This window comes from Bartonella sp. AA86SXKL, assembly GCF_042196885.1.
This window is the reverse complement of sequence record NZ_JBHIRE010000007.1, coordinates 63205-80410: the sequence shown is the minus strand read 5'-3', so window position 1 is coordinate 80410 and position 17206 is coordinate 63205. Positions and strand designations below refer to the sequence as shown.

At 39.9% G+C, this 17206-nt stretch carries 13 protein-coding genes; 4 read left to right on the top strand and 9 right to left on the bottom strand.

The window, feature by feature from the left end; genetic code table 11:
• Positions 1-36 precede the first annotated feature (36 nt).
• Entirely contained in the window at positions 37-666 is a 630-nt protein-coding gene (locus tag ACFIO5_RS04840; protein WP_375636800.1) for a DapH/DapD/GlmU-related protein, read from the bottom strand.
• Between the two features lie 136 nt (positions 667-802).
• Here ACFIO5_RS04840 and ACFIO5_RS04835 point away from each other — a divergent pair, with 136 nt between their 5' ends.
• From ACFIO5_RS04835 to ACFIO5_RS04820, 4 genes are all read left to right on the top strand, one after another.
• Positions 803-1384 (top strand): SCO family protein, encoded by a 582-nt coding sequence (locus ACFIO5_RS04835; RefSeq protein WP_375632977.1) that lies wholly within the window; start codon positions 803-805, stop codon positions 1382-1384.
• A 26-nt stretch (positions 1385-1410) separates the two neighbouring features.
• Positions 1411-2280, top strand: coding sequence for a 50S ribosomal protein L11 methyltransferase (locus tag ACFIO5_RS04830; RefSeq protein WP_375632979.1), 870 nt, complete (start codon positions 1411-1413; stop codon positions 2278-2280).
• A 17-nt stretch (positions 2281-2297) separates the two neighbouring features.
• Positions 2298-4124 (top strand): aminopeptidase P family protein, encoded by a 1827-nt coding sequence (locus tag ACFIO5_RS04825; protein ID WP_375636803.1) that lies wholly within the window; start codon positions 2298-2300, stop codon positions 4122-4124.
• A 966-nt stretch (positions 4125-5090) separates the two neighbouring features.
• Positions 5091-5384, top strand: coding sequence for a hypothetical protein (locus tag ACFIO5_RS04820; RefSeq protein WP_375683987.1), 294 nt, complete (start codon positions 5091-5093; stop codon positions 5382-5384).
• Between the two features lie 753 nt (positions 5385-6137).
• Here ACFIO5_RS04820 and ligA read toward each other — a convergent pair.
• The 8 genes from ligA to ACFIO5_RS04780 all read right to left on the bottom strand — a co-directional run bounded on the left by ligA (position 6138) and on the right by ACFIO5_RS04780 (position 17173).
• Entirely contained in the window at positions 6138-8297 is a 2160-nt protein-coding gene (gene ligA, locus ACFIO5_RS04815; protein ID WP_375632983.1) for an NAD-dependent DNA ligase LigA, read from the bottom strand.
• Positions 8298-8408: 111 nt separating this feature from the next.
• Positions 8409-10070 carry a DNA repair protein RecN gene (gene recN, locus ACFIO5_RS04810; RefSeq protein ID WP_375683988.1) on the bottom strand — a complete coding sequence of 554 codons (1662 nt, stop codon included), beginning with the start codon at positions 10068-10070 and terminating at the stop codon, positions 8409-8411.
• Positions 10071-10076: 6 nt separating this feature from the next.
• Positions 10077-10970, bottom strand: coding sequence for an outer membrane protein assembly factor BamD (locus ACFIO5_RS04805; RefSeq protein WP_375632987.1), 894 nt, complete (start codon positions 10968-10970; stop codon positions 10077-10079).
• A gap of 158 nt (positions 10971-11128) precedes the next feature.
• The gene (gene lpxC, locus ACFIO5_RS04800; protein ID WP_375632989.1) at positions 11129-12013 is read right to left on the bottom strand and encodes a UDP-3-O-acyl-N-acetylglucosamine deacetylase; all 885 of its coding nucleotides are present in this window, start codon (positions 12011-12013) and stop codon (positions 11129-11131) included.
• Positions 12014-12226: 213 nt separating this feature from the next.
• Positions 12227-13990: a cell division protein FtsZ gene (ftsZ, locus tag ACFIO5_RS04795; RefSeq protein ID WP_375632991.1), complete on the bottom strand. Its 1764-nt coding sequence runs from the start codon at positions 13988-13990 to the stop codon at positions 12227-12229.
• Positions 13991-14055: 65 nt separating this feature from the next.
• On the bottom strand, positions 14056-15357 hold the full coding sequence (gene ftsA / locus ACFIO5_RS04790) for a cell division protein FtsA (protein WP_375613372.1): 1302 nt from the start codon (positions 15355-15357) through the stop codon (positions 14056-14058).
• Positions 15354-16265 (bottom strand): cell division protein FtsQ/DivIB, encoded by a 912-nt coding sequence (locus ACFIO5_RS04785; protein ID WP_375636807.1) that lies wholly within the window; start codon positions 16263-16265, stop codon positions 15354-15356. The genes ftsA and ACFIO5_RS04785 overlap by 4 nt, the downstream gene beginning before the upstream one ends.
• On the bottom strand, positions 16253-17173 hold the full coding sequence (locus tag ACFIO5_RS04780) for a D-alanine--D-alanine ligase (RefSeq protein ID WP_375662083.1): 921 nt from the start codon (positions 17171-17173) through the stop codon (positions 16253-16255). The genes ACFIO5_RS04785 and ACFIO5_RS04780 overlap by 13 nt, the downstream gene beginning before the upstream one ends.
• Between the last annotated feature and the right edge of the window lie 33 nt (positions 17174-17206).

The window sequence follows — 17206 nt, the reverse complement described above, 5'->3', positions numbered from 1 at the left end:
GTTTTTTCAAGAAACCACTTTATTTTATTCTGAATGTCATTTCCATTTACGAACAAAAGCTTCAATGGGCAAATTTTGCATATCAGGCAATGCGTTGTGAATTTTATCAAGCGGCCAATCCCACCAAGCCATATCTAAAAGGCATTCTATGACATGATTGGGAAAACGCATCCGCAACCGTTTAGCAGGCACCCCAACAACAATCGTATATGGCAAAACATCTTTCGTTATAACAGCGTTCGCGCCAATGATAGCGCCATGACCAATTGTCACCCCAGGCATAATAACCGCACCATATCCAATCCACACATCATGCCCAATAATAACACGTTTTGCACAACGCCTTTCACGAAAAACACTATCTAATGCCATATAACGAAAATATTCGTTTGGACGATAGGTTATTTTATGCGTTGAAACGCGCTCCATAGGATGCTCCAACGCATTCATCCGTACATGAGATGCAATAGAACAAAAGCGCCCAATATCGCTATAAATAGCCTCACTATTACGCTCTAAATAAGAAAAATCTCCAACGGTTACATCCCGTAAAATCACCCGCTCATTAATTTCCACATAGCGCCCTAATTTACAACCATGCAGCCGCGCTGTCGTATGGATACGAGGCTCACTTTCATGAAATCGAAGATCTTTCTCAATATTCATACATCTTTCACCAATGTTTCATCAATAGATATGGAAAGACATACCAATCAAGCCAATAAAATCAACCATGAAACAAACATTGCAAAACAAACCTGCCGATGTTACAATTTCTCAATCTATCTAAGAGAGTCAAACTATGAAAAATGTAATACGCATCTTGGGGCTGACAATCATATTTCTTGCAGGTGTTTTTATTTATGATACGCTGACAAATAAGCCTTTAGGTGATAACTTTACTCTCACTGATTCTAATGGAAAAAATATTACTGAGGCTGATGTTCGAAGCAAGCCTTCAATAATTTTTTTCGGCTTCACTATGTGTCCTGAAAGCTGCCCTACCACACTGATGAATCTTGATCGATGGCTTACAGCCCTTGGTCCTGAAGCTGATAAATTAGGTATATGGTTTGTGACTGTTGATCCTGAACGTGACACACCAAAAGTACTCCATGATTATCTCAGTAATTTTAACAATAAAATTGTTGGCATTAGTGGAGATCCTGATAAAGTTCATAAAATGGTCAATTCTTTCAACATCGTTGCTGAAAAAGTTCCTGAAACAGATGGAAACTATACATATAACCATACAGCAGCAGTTTTTTTACTCAAAAAAGGTGGAAAATTAGCTGGCGTTATCCGTTATGACACGAAAGAAAGCGATAGCGAATTAAAAGATGAAATCGCCATTGAACGGTTAAAAAAACTCATCTTAAACTAAAAAAGCCGATCAAAAGAAAGAACAGCATGTCGCAACAAATTCGCCTCTATTATACTGCTTCTAAAAATGAAGCAGAACGGTTCTATACCCTTATAGAAACAGCCTTTGACGAAGAAGGTTATCCTCTTGCTCTTACAGAGATAGATGAACAAAATGCTGTATATGAGCTTTCTCTATATGTCGATCAAGACAATCAAGAGAACGCATTGAAACGTTTTGCCAAAATTCTTTCTATAGATTTTGATAAAATTAATATGGAAGTTTTACCCAACATTGATTGGGTACAAAAAAGCCTAGAAGGACTAAAACCTGTGCAAGCTGGTCCTTTTTTCCTTCATGGAAGTCACAACCGAAACGCCATTCCAGCAAATGTTCTCCCTATTGAAATTGAAGCTAATCAAGCTTTTGGCACCGGACATCATGGAACAACAGCCGGTTGTTTAGAAATGATCGCCAAAGTCATGAAACACGAAAATCCCCAAAATGCCCTTGATCTTGGTACTGGGAGCGGTGTACTAGCCATTGGCATAGCAATGCTCAAACCAATTACTGTGCTTGCATCCGATATTGACCCAATTGCTGTTCAAGTTGCACAACACAATATCGAATTCAATGATGTCAATGAATATGTTACAGCTATTACAGCAACAGGTTTTGCCCATGATGCAATTGCATCACGAGCCCCTTTTGATCTCATTGTTGCCAATATCCTTGCTAATCCGCTTATTGAACTTGCGCAAGAAGTGGTAACGGCACTTCAAAAAGAGGGGTCACTTATACTCTCTGGAATTCTTGAAGAACAACATGCCCATGTTTTGGAGATTTATATAAAACAAGGACTGAAGCATATCGAAACATACCACCGGCAAGGATGGGTTACGATACACCTGAAATAAAATAAAAGGACGTCGTTATGTATCAATCTTTTGAGGCGACAACAAATCCTGCTTATGCAGCAGAACGCATTTCTTGCCTTCGTAAAGAACTCAATCACCTTGGACTCGATGGTTTTCTTGTTCCGCGGTGCGATGAGCATCAAGGAGAATATGTCCCCCCTCATGCTCAACGTCTTAGCTGGCTAACCGGCTTTACTGGCTCAGCTGGGATTGCACTGATTTTAAAAAACAAAGCCATCATATTTACAGATGGGCGATATAAGCTCCAAGTTCGCCAACAAACTGATCCTGATATTTTTAATTATGAAGATCTCATAACTTGTCCTCCCTCACAATGGCTTGAAAAAAATGGTCAAAAACTTTCTATTGGCTTTGATCCATGGCTCCACACGATTGCTGCCACCGATGCATTGAGAAATGCATTAGAAATGAAAGCAGGTGGAAAACTTGTAGAAGTTCAACATAATCCCATTGATCTGCTCTGGCATAATCAACCAAAATTACCACAATCTGCCTTATCAATTCACCCTCTCAAATATGCTGGGTGCGATACAAATGAAAAACTCGCTTTGATTTACAAAGATATACAGCAAACTCATGCAAATGCTTTTATTTTTACAGACCCCTCTTCCATTGCATGGACATTCAACATACGGGGCAATGATGTTTCCAACACGCCTTTTTCCCTTTGTTTTGCTCTCATTCCACTTAACGAAACACCAGCTTTATTCATTGACAGCAAAAAACTTGGTGTAGAACAGAAACAATATCTAGAACGTTATGCAAAATTATATGAACCAGAACAGCTTATTCCCAAGATCAAAGAGTATGTTCAAAAAGGGACAGTGTTTGCCTTAGATCCACAGCTAACATGCGAAAAATTACGAACTGTTATTGAAGAAAAAAATAGCTCTTTTATCACACTTACTGATCCTGCTGCTCTACCACGTGCCATTAAAAATGACACAGAACTCAATGGCGCACGCAAAGCGCATCTACGCGATGGTGTTGCCCTAACCCGTTTTTTTTCTTGGTTAGATAAACAAATACCAGGGTCAATAAGTGAAATTTCCGCTGCTCAAAAATTAGAAGAATTTCGCATAAATACAGCAAAAGAAATGGGAGAAAAACTTAAAGATCTTTCTTTTGATACAATTTCAGCAGCAGGAGAAAATGGTGCCATTATTCATTATCGTGTAACAACGCAAACAAATAAACAACTCAAAACCGGTGAACTTTACCTCGTTGATTCAGGTGGACAATATCGTGATGGTACGACTGATGTCACACGCACCGTAGCAATTGGGAATATTGGAGAAGAAGAAAAACACTGTTTTACGCTTGTTCTCAAAGGCATGATTGCTCTTTCAACTATCAGATTTCCAAAAGGCACACGAGGACAAGACCTTGATTCTCTTGCACGCATTGCATTGTGGAAAGCTGGTTTTGATTATGCCCATGGCACCGGTCATGGTGTTGGATCTTATCTTTCTGTCCATGAAGGACCGCAAAATATTTCTCGCAAAGGGTGCCAAGAACTCATCTCCGGTATGATTCTTTCAAACGAGCCAGGCTATTACCGCGAAGGCGCTTTTGGTATCCGTCTTGAAAATTTGATGATTGTGAAGCCAGCACAAAAAATTGATGGTGGAGATATAGAAATGCTCTCGTTCGAAACACTCACACTTTGCCCCATTGATCGACGGTTAATCCTTCCAGAGCTTTTGACACAAGAAGAACGGCAATGGCTCAATGATTACCATGCGCGCGTTTATCAGATGAATGCACCTTACTTGAACGAAGAAGATAAAAAATGGGCAAAAGAAGCAACAATGCCCCTTTAAATGAAGCAACGTATAACTTTTACTCTTTCTACAAAACACAGGATCTTCTCTTTTTAAGGGAAAAATATGTATCTGCATCAGGAAATACAAAAAATATTTCTACAAGATACTTCAAGTTTTTTGCTGGTACGGTAAACGCTAACCTCGGTGAAGCAAGATGAGATACACCTATACGTGGTAATACTTATCTTGGCGATCTCCATCTAGACACTCTCATATCCCTATTTCTTTTATATGGAAACTTTCGTTATATTTTGTAATCCTCCGCATCGTATTTCTAAAACACCTATTATAACCAGCTTATTACGCTGTTTGGATTCAAAAATTCTGCATATTTATTCGAATAAATTTTACCTTTTTGTTTGCTTCATAATGATAATTTATATTTTTAAATTCTTGAGTTATTTTCAACAGCTGTAATTCCTTATAATACATATTGCTACAATAAAATAGAATCTGCTATGAAATAAAAGTTAAGTATTTAGAATTTAAAAGAAATAGCATGATGATAACATCAGCGTTAAAGTTTTTCATTTATTTGCATAGTTAACAGTACAATATTATTTTCTAGACTATTACTTATTGTTGAAAAACGTTATCTACAATATAAATAGTTTCCAACTGCACAGTATGAAAACAACATATATGGAGGTATATGTTTTTACCTGAACATGTCATTCAGCTAAAAAATTAACAACAATAACAGAGTATATGAAAAACTACATAACACAAAAACAGTCACATAAGTAAAGAAGATTCAAACTCTCTACAAAATTTCACAAATACTTTGAAAAAGACACAATAAAGCGTGTATCTTATGGCTTGTTAGTTAACAAAATCTTAAGCACAGATCTTAATAAGCTATATCCTTATCCAGTATTTTAGAAATAAAGTGATTATCCTAATGCGTATAGTTTTATTTTGTTCCATAATATTATTTTTGGATACTATATTGGGTCTTCTGTATTGAAGAAAATTACTAAATTTAAGCGAGTTCCTATTGCTGTATTTTCTGAAAATCAAGTCATTACTCCAAATAAGTACGATAAATTATACGAAGAGTACGTAAAGACACAATATCCTGATAATATATACGAAGAGCGTCTAGAAATTGCGAAAAAATATCTGGATAATAAGAGTTATGGTGTATATCATGTTCTAAACCCTGGTATGATAGTGCTAATTCCTGAAAATAAATCTTATCCATGCGAAAGTTATTTGGTATGCATGCCTTGTGGACTTATTACAGAGAGAGTATAATAAAAAATTTCCAGCATTATCCCTACCTACCTACATACATAAGTTACGTTCTCAATATAATTGGAAAGAAAGCGATTTCATTTGGGCAAAAAATCTGGTCATGAACTCGACAGATCTAATGTTTAGATATGCACGAATGGTATTTAATTCTGAAATATTCTCAGTCCAAATACTAGCTCTAATAAACGAAATTTCCTATGCTGAGAAATTTGAGAGAGATGAAGGAAGTCAGAAAAAAATTATGCTGCTAGACGCATTAGCGAATATCCGAAATTTTGTAATGAAATTGGACAAGTGTACCATCTAATAATGCCTGATAAGCATAGATACCAGTAATCTTTTATAATTCAACATAATAAACAACTCGCAGTTATATCCCTTATTCATTTATAGCGGAATGTTTTATTATATTTTGTAATCTTCCGCGTTATATTTCTATTACGTCATTATAATTGGTTTATTACGGCATTTTGGATTAAATTATACATATTTGTTCAAAAATTTTACCTTTCTTCACAGTAATAATTTATATCTTTTACTAATAATAACCTTGTATATTATTCATCATAATAGTTTAAGTTTAATATTTAAGTTCAACGTTAATCATTTTTAATAACTTAATAAATATCAAAATATATGGCGCTCTGTTTTTGCAAAAAACAGCCCCTATTATCCCCCTTTTTGATTTCATCCCCCCAAAAATGTAAGAGAGATAATCATACAAACAGCATACGATCTTCTGGAAAAATCCCTCTAAACATTATGTTTCTCAATCAGCTGTAGCCAAGCCTCTTCATCGATAACCTCAACACCTAATTCCTCAGCTTTAGCCAACTTGGAGCCCGCTCCAGGTCCTGCAACAAGAAGATCTGTTTTTTTAGAAAGTGAACCAGATGTTTTAGCCCCTAATCGCTCTGCCAATGCTTTTGCTTCATCGCGTGACATATGCGCCAAAGTTCCTGTAAAAACAATGATCTTCTCTGCTATTGGTGAAGAATCTGCTATGATAGGCTCCTCATCAAGAGGTATTACTTCTTCAAGCAAAACAGATAAAATCTCACGGTTATGCGCTTCTTGATAAAAATCAACAATTGCGCTCCCTACCTGTGGTCCAATTCCTTCGATATTGGTAAGCTCTATCCAAGCCTCATTTCCTTCTTCATTTTCCTTATCACATGGCATAAGTGCTTCCATAGCCGCAGTCTCAAAAGCTGTATAATTTTTATAAGCGCGTGCAAGGCGGCGTGCATTCACTTCGCCAACATGACGAATCCCCAATGCAAACAAAAAACGGCTCAACGGAATTTCTCGGCGCGCATTAATGGCATCATACAATTTCCGCACTGAAACAGTACCAAAACCTTCCATATTTTCCAAACGTATCAAAGACTTTTCTTGGCGCCGTTGTAAAGTAAAAATATCGGCTGGTGTATGAATACAAAGCGCCTCATCTTGAGCATAGAAAAAAAACTCTACCTGTTTTTTACCCAAGCCTTCAATATCAAAAGCATTGCGTGAAACAAAATGACGAATACGTTCAATTGCTTGTGCAGGACAAATAAGCCCCCCTGTACAGCGACGCACGGCTTCTCCCACTTCACGAACAGCATGACTCCCACACACGGGACACAGATGAGGAAACACAAAAGTAGAAGCATTTTTTGGACGCTTTGCAGCGACAATATCAACAATTTGAGGGATCACATCACCAGCGCGTTGTACAATCACGGTATCGCCTACACGGATATCACGCCCTTCACGAATGGGCTCTCCTTTATGACCAATTCCCTTAATATAATCCTCATTATGCAAACTAGCATTGGTCACCACCACTCCACCAACAGTAATAGGCGTAAGACGTGCAACAGGTGTCAAAGCTCCCGTGCGCCCAACTTGAATGTCAATATTCTCCAAAAGCGCTATCGCTTTTTCTGCTGGAAATTTATGGGCGATAGCCCAACGCGGCGAACGAGAAACAAACCCCAAGCGCTTTTGGAGCATCAAATCATTGACCTTATAAACAATGCCATCAATATCATAGCTTAAAGAATGACGGCATTCTTCGATATCGTGATAATAGCAAATAATGTCTTCTACTGTCTTAAAGACTTTTGTTAATGGATTGATAACAAAGCCATACTCTTTTAGCTTTTTCATCATCTCCATTTGACTTTCTGCCAATATTTCACTCACCTCACCACAAGCATAAGCAAAAAATTGAAGTTTTCTGCTAGCGGTTATCCGTGAATCAAGCTGACGGAGAGAACCAGCCGCCGCATTTCGAGGATTGGCAAAGGTTAACTTGCCCTTCTCTTGTTGGCTGATATTCAGTGCTTGGAAATCCTCCCGCCCCATATAAACTTCACCACGCACCTCAATGATACCAGGAAAATCACCTTGCAAAACTTGTGGAATATCAGCAATTGTTCGGGCATTTGCCGTCACATTTTCACCGACAGTTCCATCCCCACGCGTTGCCGCACGCACAAGCTGCCCCTTTTCGTAGCGCAAAGACAAAGATAAACCATCAATTTTTGGCTCCGCTGTTATTTCCAACACTTGTGTTTCTGGAAGCCGTAAAAAACGACGAATACGCTCAACAAATTCAGTAACATCTTCAGAGCTAAACGCATTATCAAGTGAAAGCATAGGCTGTACATGAACAGATTTTTCAAATTTTTCAGAAATTGGTGCTCCAATTTTATGTGAAGGAGAATCAATACGTATAAGCTCTGGAAAAAGAGCTTCAATTTCTGCATTACGACGACGTAAAGCATCATATTCTGCATCAGAAATTTCAGGCTGATCATCACGATTATAAAGCACATCATGACGTGCAATCTCTTTTGCCAACCACTCTAATTCACGTTCTGCTTCAACAGCTGTGAGATTTTTATATGCATCTTTGTTCATAAAATCTATTCCAAATTACAAGCGCTGCCACAAGGGCCTCCCACGCCTCCTCATCAAGTGAATCTCAATAAATATAAGCTTTCTAGTATTTTTATCGCTGACTAATTACCTTTATGCGAGAAGCTTTTGAGCCGCTGCACGCGCTTCTTCAGTAATCTGTTCTCCAGCCAACATACGGGCAATTTCTTCTGCACGCTCATGTTCTTTCATTTTATGAATCGCAGTAACAAAGCGTCCTTTATCATGACTCTCAATTTTTGAAATAAGAAAATGACCATGCGCTTTCGATGCAACCTGTGGAGCATGCGTAATAGCGAAAACTTGGACATGTTCTGATAAGCGTTGCAACCGTTGCCCAATAGCCGCTGCAACAGCCCCCCCAACACCTGTATCAATTTCATCAAAAATCAGCGTCGGTGCTGATCCTCGATCAGATAAAACAACTTTTAATGCCAGCAAAAAACGAGATAATTCACCGCCAGAAGCCACACTAAGCATCGGCCCAGCACGTGTTCCAGGATTTGTCCGCACCCAATATTCAATACGATCACATCCCTCTGCACTCCGCTTTTCCACATCACTTTGCATTTCAACAATAAATTCAGCCCTCTCTAACTTCAATGCCGGCAACTCAGCCATAACACTTTCAGATAAATGCTTTGCTGTCTCCCGACGCTTTATTGTTAAGGCTTGCGCCAATGTATCATAATTTTTCTTTGCCTGCTCTGCCTCATCTTCAAAACGTGTCAATATAGTCTGAGCCTCTTCAAAATCAGCGAGTTCTGCGTCCATTTTATCGCGTAACTGAACCAATTCATCCGCAGAAACTTGATATTTACGAGCAAAACCCCGAAGAGCAAAAAGACGTTCTTCTATCCGTTCCAATTCATCAGGTTCAAAATCTAATGCTCGTATTGCCGTCTCAATACCTTCTTGTGCTGTTGCAAGTGCATGCAATGCCTCATCAATAGATTTCACCACAGGTGCAATAAGTTCTTGCGCCTCAGGAATTTTCCGCTCCAAACGCCTCACCAAATTAGAAAGCACTGGGATTGGTGATTTTTGACCCGTTAAAAGATCATCTGCTTCTTTAATATCTGTTGCTATTTTTTCTAATTTAAGCATATCAGCACGACGAAGAGAAAGAGCTTCCTCTTCACCAACTTTAAAATCAAGCTTTTCAAGCTCTTCTACACACGTACGAAGATAATCAACCTCCCGTACAGCACTCTCTACTTTAAGACGCTGCCGTTGCAAACGCTCCTCAAATTCACGCCATGAGTGATAACACTGACGCAAATTTTCCACTTCATCTTCAAGACCACCAAAGGCATCTAATAATTGGCGATGTGTAGCAACATCAACAAGCGCACGATCATCATGTTGTCCATGGATTTCAACCAGCAAACGGCCAACACTCCGCATCAATGCAACACTAGACACCTGATCATTGATAAAAACACGGCTACGTCCATCACTTGATTGCACACGTCGTAAAATAATATCACCCTCATCATCAAGACCATTCTCACGAATAAGTTGACGTGCAGGATGTGAAACAGACACATCAAAAACAGCTGTGACCTGCCCGCGGTCAGCCCCATGACGCACAAGCGAAGCATCACCCCGCCCCCCTAGAGCAAGTGATAAAGCATCAAGGAGAATAGACTTCCCCGCACCCGTTTCTCCAGTTAAAACCGTCAACCCCGCTGTAAAATTAATATCGAGCGTTTCGATCAAAACAATATTATGAATCGAAAGCTGTACCAACATAGAGAATCAACGTATCCTCTTCTTGTCACCACCTAAAGCATTTGAGATCCAAGAAGATTTATGCTCACGTGGCGATATTTTATTCTTCTGCAAGAGATTATAAGAAAATTTATACCACTCACTTTTGGGATAATTACGTCCTAAAATAGCTGCTGCCGTCTGTGCTTCCGCCGTTAAGCCGAGAGCAAGATTAACTTCAGTCAAGCGGAAAAGTGCTTCTTCAATTTGATTTGTATCAGAATACTCCTCAACCACGGTACGAAACCGTCTACTTGCCGCAAGATAGCGCCGTCCCTCTTCATAATAACGGCCAATCTGCATTTCTTTACCAGCCAGTTGTTCGCGACCAAAACGGATTTTATCCTTAGCATCCTTGACATACTCAGAATTAGGATAACGCTCTATAAGAAGCTGCATAGCAGCAATAGCACGTTTCGTGTCACGTTGATCACGCGTAACATCAGGAATCCGACGGAAAGAAGAAAGACCAATAATATAGTATGCATAAGCCGAGTCAGTCGACCCTGGATAAAGAGTAATATAGCGTTGAGCCATACTAATTGAATCATCATACTTTCCGAGTCGATAATTAGTAAAAGCACCCATGACCAAAGATTTACGTCCCCAGTCTGTATAAGCGTACTGTTTTTCAATCTTCAAAAACTTCTTCGATGCGTCCCCAAGCCGCCCACTTTCAAGGCTAGCAAGCGCCTGATTATATAAAACATCTGGTGGCTCTATTTTCAAAACATAAGCAGATGGATCAAGGGTATTTTTCTCTTTAAAGAGGCATCCCGCTAACATACAGGTGCTTCCCAAAAGCACCACCCCCAATATCTTGCGTACAATGTTAGATTTTCTATATGTCATATTTCCAATGCACACATGAGATTTTTTCATAGTTTTTCCGGCCTCCACAGAATATCACCTTGTAGCAATAACAATTTATCAAAGGTTTTATACCATATCACTTTAAAATCCACATAACCAATTTAGCAGTTTAGGTCAATCATCCCCTTAAAAATCAAATAAACGATAAAAAAATCTTGTCAATTTTTTTACTCTTTCTCTAAAAAGCTTTTTTCATAATATGATTCGTCTGCCAAAACAGCCTTCACCAATTGCGCATTAATTCTATGCCCACTACAATAAGAACGAAATAATCCAATAAAAGGTGCCCCAAGCAAAGCAGTATCACCAATCGCATCAAGCATCTTGTGCCGAACACATTCATTCTCCCAATAAGGACCATCGGGATTTAAAATTTTATCATTAAGGTCGATAACAAGAGAATTTTCCAAAGAAGCACCTCTCGCCTTTCCAGAAAGCCTTAATTCCTCCACGTCTTTGATAAAACCAAAAGTGCGCGCACGTGACAAATCATCCCTAAACCCTCGTGTGGTAAGATCAAAACTGAAATGTTGCTTACCAATAGCAGAAGAAGGAAAAGAGATCGTTATATCAAAACGACGTCCATCGAATGGCAAAAGCTCTGCAACACCATGAGCTCCTTCAACCCGCACCGGCTTTTTTATAATGAAATAAGAACGCAACGCATTTTGCTGTACAATACCAACATCTTCAAAAGCTTGGCAATATAGCCACGCTGAACCATCCAAAATAGGAATCTCATTATGTGACACTTCAATAACAAGATTATCCAAATTATAAGCAGCAATTGCCGCCATCAAATGTTCAATTGTTTCAACCCTTACATCTTCATCTCCAAGTACTGTTGATAATTCAGTTTCTCCTGTTTGCGATGCATGGGCTTGAAATATTTTCTCTGTTCCGTCTAATCCACAACGCTTAAAAACAATACCACACCCAACATCCGCTGGACAAATCTTTACCACTGACAAACAGCCACTGTGAACGCCAATGCCCTTAAATGTTACTGCTTTTTTAAGAGTAGACTGATATTTTGGTACTAAATTCATCATATCATTTTATTAAATTGCTTGTACATCTTTTAACAAAATTTATAAAACTATAAAAAATATTCATAGTAAATAATAAAAAAAAACCGCTTATTATAAGCGGTTTTTTTTAACAAAGTATTTTATCCAAAAAACAGTAATATATTTTACTGTATAATTTTTGTCTGATCATTAAAGAAATAATAAAATTTCTTACTTTACCTCATTTTTCATCAATTAATTTGCCTGACGACGTAAAAATGCTGGTATTTCCAACTGATCTTCTTCACTTATAAAAGTACGCTGATCTTGTGGTACCTGAGGATGCAGCTCACCAGAACGACGTGGAACATAAACAGAAGCATCTTGAGAAAGCGCCTGAGAATTTTTATTGTAAACATGAGACTCTTTCTGCTGAGACGATCTAACAGCAGGCTCCAACCTCGCTTCTGGCTCAGCTTCTTCACGATGTGTCAAGCTCTGTTTCAAACGCTGCCAAAGATTACGAGGACCTTGATCAGTCACAAATGTTCTTTGACTTTGTCCATGAGCAACAGGTGGAAAATCCTTTAACTCAGGCATACGCATTGGAGCGCGCGCTTGCATTTGTTTTGGTTGCACTGGCTTTTCTTTTTGCTTCACAAGCCCTGTCATCTCATCAAGAACATGCGCTGTTGCCTCCATACTCACAGGAGCCGTCATCGCCTGTTGAGAACCACGGCTTACTTGCATACGAGGCACATTTGATCTCTGTTCCTGAACAGCATTTGAACCATACGCAACAGCATTCGTCGCACTTCGTGTCGTCATTGAGTCTGCAGGATGTGCAAAAATTTGACTTTTGGGACGGAACTGTTCTCCGGTTGATTTACCCTTCTCTATTTCAAGTGATTCGATTACTTCTACCATTGACTCAGAACGCAGAGGCGAAGATTGAACATGAAAAGAACTGTGTGACGTTCCAGGATCGCTCTTGCGTATTGAAGAAGCAGTCCTTTGAATCTGAGGATGAGAGGACTGAACCACATCACTAACTTCACGATCAATACCGGTGGCAACCACAGAAACACGAATAACACCTTCCAATGACTCATCATCAATAGCGCCAAAGATCACATTCGCATCAGCATCTACTTCTTCACGAATACGATTAGCAGCTTCATCAACTTCAAAGAGAGTCATATCACGACCACCCGTAATAGAAATCAATAAACCACGCGCCCCACGCATAGAGGTATCATCCAACAATGGGTTTGCAATAGCAGCTTCAGCCGCAGCCAAAGCACGCCCATCACCAGATGCCTCACCCGTTCCCATCATGGCTCGACCCATTTCGTGCATAACAGAACGAACATCAGCAAAATCAAGGTTAATCAAACCCTCTTTAATCATCAAATCCGTAATGGAAGCAACACCAGAATAAAGCACTTGGTCAGCCATAGCAAAAGCATCAGCAAACGTTGTCTTATCATTTGCAATACGGAAAAGATTTTGATTGGGAATAACAATCAATGTATCGACAGACTTTTGTAATTCTTCAATACCAGCCTCTGCCGTTTTCATACGACGTGCGCCTTCAAACTGAAACGGCTTTGTCACAACACCAACAGTCAAAATACCTTTTTCACGCGCTGCGCGAGCAACAACGGGAGCAGCTCCTGTTCCAGTTCCTCCCCCCATACCAGCAGTAATGAAAACCATATGAGAGTCTGCAAGATGATCAATAATTTCATCAATACATTCCTCCGCCGCCGCTTGTCCAACTTCCGGCAAAGCCCCAGCACCCAAACCTTCTGTCACAGCTGCCCCAAGTTGGATAACACGTTCAGCCTTTGACATAGCCAAAGCCTGTGCATCCGTATTTGCAACAACAAAGTCAACTCCCTGAAGACCAGCATTTATCATATTATTCACGGCATTCCCGCCACCACCTCCAACACCAAAAACGGTAATGCGTGGCTTCAATTCCGCGATATCTGGCCGATGCAGATTAATCGTCATTTTCTTTTCCTTCTCATAAGACACCGCAAGCCAAAGCGATGAAATTTATCCAACTAGACACTTAACTAAAAACTCTCACGCAACCACTGACCAACACGCTGAAAATATCCACGCGTGCCCATCGATAAATGATTTCCTGCCGCCTGCATTGTTTTTTCTTCAAACCCCACCAATTGCGGATAAATTAACAACCCAACAGCAGATGTAAACGCCGCCCCTTTTGCAAGAGAAGGAAGCCTCGAAATACCTAAAGGCCGCCCGATACGAACATTTCTTCCTAATATAGTACGTGCCATTTCTGGCAATCCTGTTAACTGGCTTGCTCCCCCAGTCAAAATAACACGTTTACCAATGATATGACCAAAACCAGAACGATTTAAACAATCACGGACCATTTCTAAAATTTCTTCAACACGCGCACGAATGATACGCCCAAGAACCGCGCGAGGATATTGAGTTTCACGCTGTTCACTCCCAATTTCTGCTACATTAATCATTTGCCGCTCATCAGCACTTGTTAAAAGTGCTGAACCATAAACAACTTTTAAACGTTCCGCCTCTGTTAAAGACATAGAAAATCCGCGCGCAACATCAAGAGTCACATGATGCCCCCCAACAGCAAGAGCATCCGCATGAATAAATTTCCCCTCAAAAAACACTGAAAATGTTGTTGTTCCACCACCAAAATCAATACATGCAGCCCCTAAACGCGCCTCATCATTCATCAAGACAGCAAGACCACTTGCAAAGGGAGTAGCAACCATTGCTTCAACACTCAAATGTGCACGATTAATACAAGTTTCTAAATTACGCAAAGAGGCTGTTTCTGCTGTTACCACATGCACGTCGACACCAAATGTTTCCCCTGCCATGCCAATAGGATCAAAAATTCCTTTATCTCCATCCAATACATAAGAAACTGGAACTGAGTGCATAACATGACGTTCAGCATCAAAGGCTTTACGCGAAACATCTGAAAAGGCCATACGCATATCACGCTTGGTGACTTCACGACCATTCAAATGGACCTTTCCATTAATCAAAGCACTTTGTAATCGACTTGAGGAAAAATTCACAATCACTGAATCCACCACCAAACCCGCCATTTTTTCTGCCGCATCAACAGCCAATCTTATGGATTGTTCTGCTGCAAACATATCCATGACAACACCAGATTTAATACCACGTGAACGCTGCACTCCAAAGCCTAGAATTTCCGTAGAATGTGTACGACCATGTAAATAGTGCGCATGCTTCAAAGGACGCAAACAAGCAATAAGACAAACAATCTTACTTGAACCGACATCAAGTACCGTTAAAAAACGTGTTTTACGCCCCTTCAAATGATGTGATCTGAGCAGCATCATAGGCTTCCTGCCTTTCGCGCTTTTAAAATACGTTCTTCTTCTGCTACAGTAGTATGATAACGCTCCAACGTTTCATCTGATAAAGAAACAGTAATTCGATCAGCAAGACGTAAATCAACACTGAGAATATCGCGAGATAAAAGATCTTGCATTGTACCGGACGAAAAAAGAGAAGAAAGCCTTTCAAGAGCACCATTTTCAGGCAACATAACGCGCATTCCATTATTCAAAACAAGATCCCAACGTCGATCACCTACCCGCACAAAAGCACGAATACGATCATATACTTCCGGATAGACTGACAGCGCTTGAATAAACACTTTAGCAGCATTTTGTGCACCCTGCCCAACCACAAGAGGTAAATCCCGAACAATTTCCCCTTTAAAAGGCACAATGACACGACCTGTATTATCAACAATATCCATTATGCCATCATGTTGCCAAATGGCATAGGGTTCACGCTCCACAATGGAAATGCGCATTCTATTGGGATAAATTTTCTGAACATTAGCCGATTGCACCCAAGCCTGTTTTTCCAAAAGAGAACGTGCTCTTTCAACATCAAAAGTGAATATAGAAGGCGCAACATCAAGTTTTAAAATTTTAAAAATATCCTGCTTTGCCAAGCGCTTATTACCGCTTATATCGACATGCGTGATCACAAAACTACTATCCAATATGATCGTATTTACGATCACAGCCATCTGACCACTTGATGAAAGTCCATAAAAAGCCGTAACAAAGAAAAACCATACAACAGCAAAAGAGCCGAAATGGCGTGGAATATGAATATTGACAAAAACAAACTCAAACATAAACCGGAGAAAACGACGATAAAGACGTGGCAAAGCCGGCACTGAAAGCACCTCCATCGGAACATTTGTTTTATTAACATTCAACGCATACATGATGCGTCCTCCACCATCCATTGAACAATATCGCCGTAAGTACGGCCGCTCGCTTTTGCAATATCAGGAAGAAGAGACGTCGATGTCATACCGGGTTGCGTATTAATTTCAAGCCAAACCAATTCTCCCGTTTTCTCATCAAAACGAAAATCAGAACGGCTAACACCTCGACACCCTATCGCCTGATGGGCTGCTAAAGACATTCTTTGCACACTTTGGTAAATATTTAGTGAAAGTTGTGCAGGACAAATGTGAAGAGAACCACCCGTTTTATATTTCGAGTCATAATCGTAGAATGGAAAGTGTTTATCGGGAAGAATTTCACACACATCCAGCACTTCATTCCCCAAAACAGCACAAGTCAATTCACGACCAGGAATATATTTTTCAATCATCACCTCATCAGCATACCCCCACTCAGCTCCCCCAATACTATGCGGCGGTGCTGCTTCATTTTCCTGGACAATGACAACACCAAAACTTGATCCTTCACACACAGGTTTAATTACATAAGGAGGCTCCATGGGATGCGTTTGTCCCAAAGCAAAGCGGCTCATGATACGAGAAGGAGCAACACAAACCCCAAAATTTTCAACGATAATTTTTGCACGTCCCTTATCCATTGCCAAAGCGGATGCCATCACACCAGAATGGGTATAAGGAATTTTTAAATATTCAAGAATCCCCTGGATCCGGCCATCTTCACCAAATGGACCATGCAATGCATTGAAGGCAATATCGGGCTGCAACTGTTCAAGAACAGAAGCAATATGAGCGTCAACATCCACGCGGCTCACGCGATACCCCTGCACCTCTAGAACATCAGCACACGCCGCCCCCGAAGATAAACTTATAGACCGTTCAGAAGAAAAACCTCCCATTAACACAGCTATATGTTTATCTTTCATAATAAATCACCCTCTTTCGCATACTATATGTAG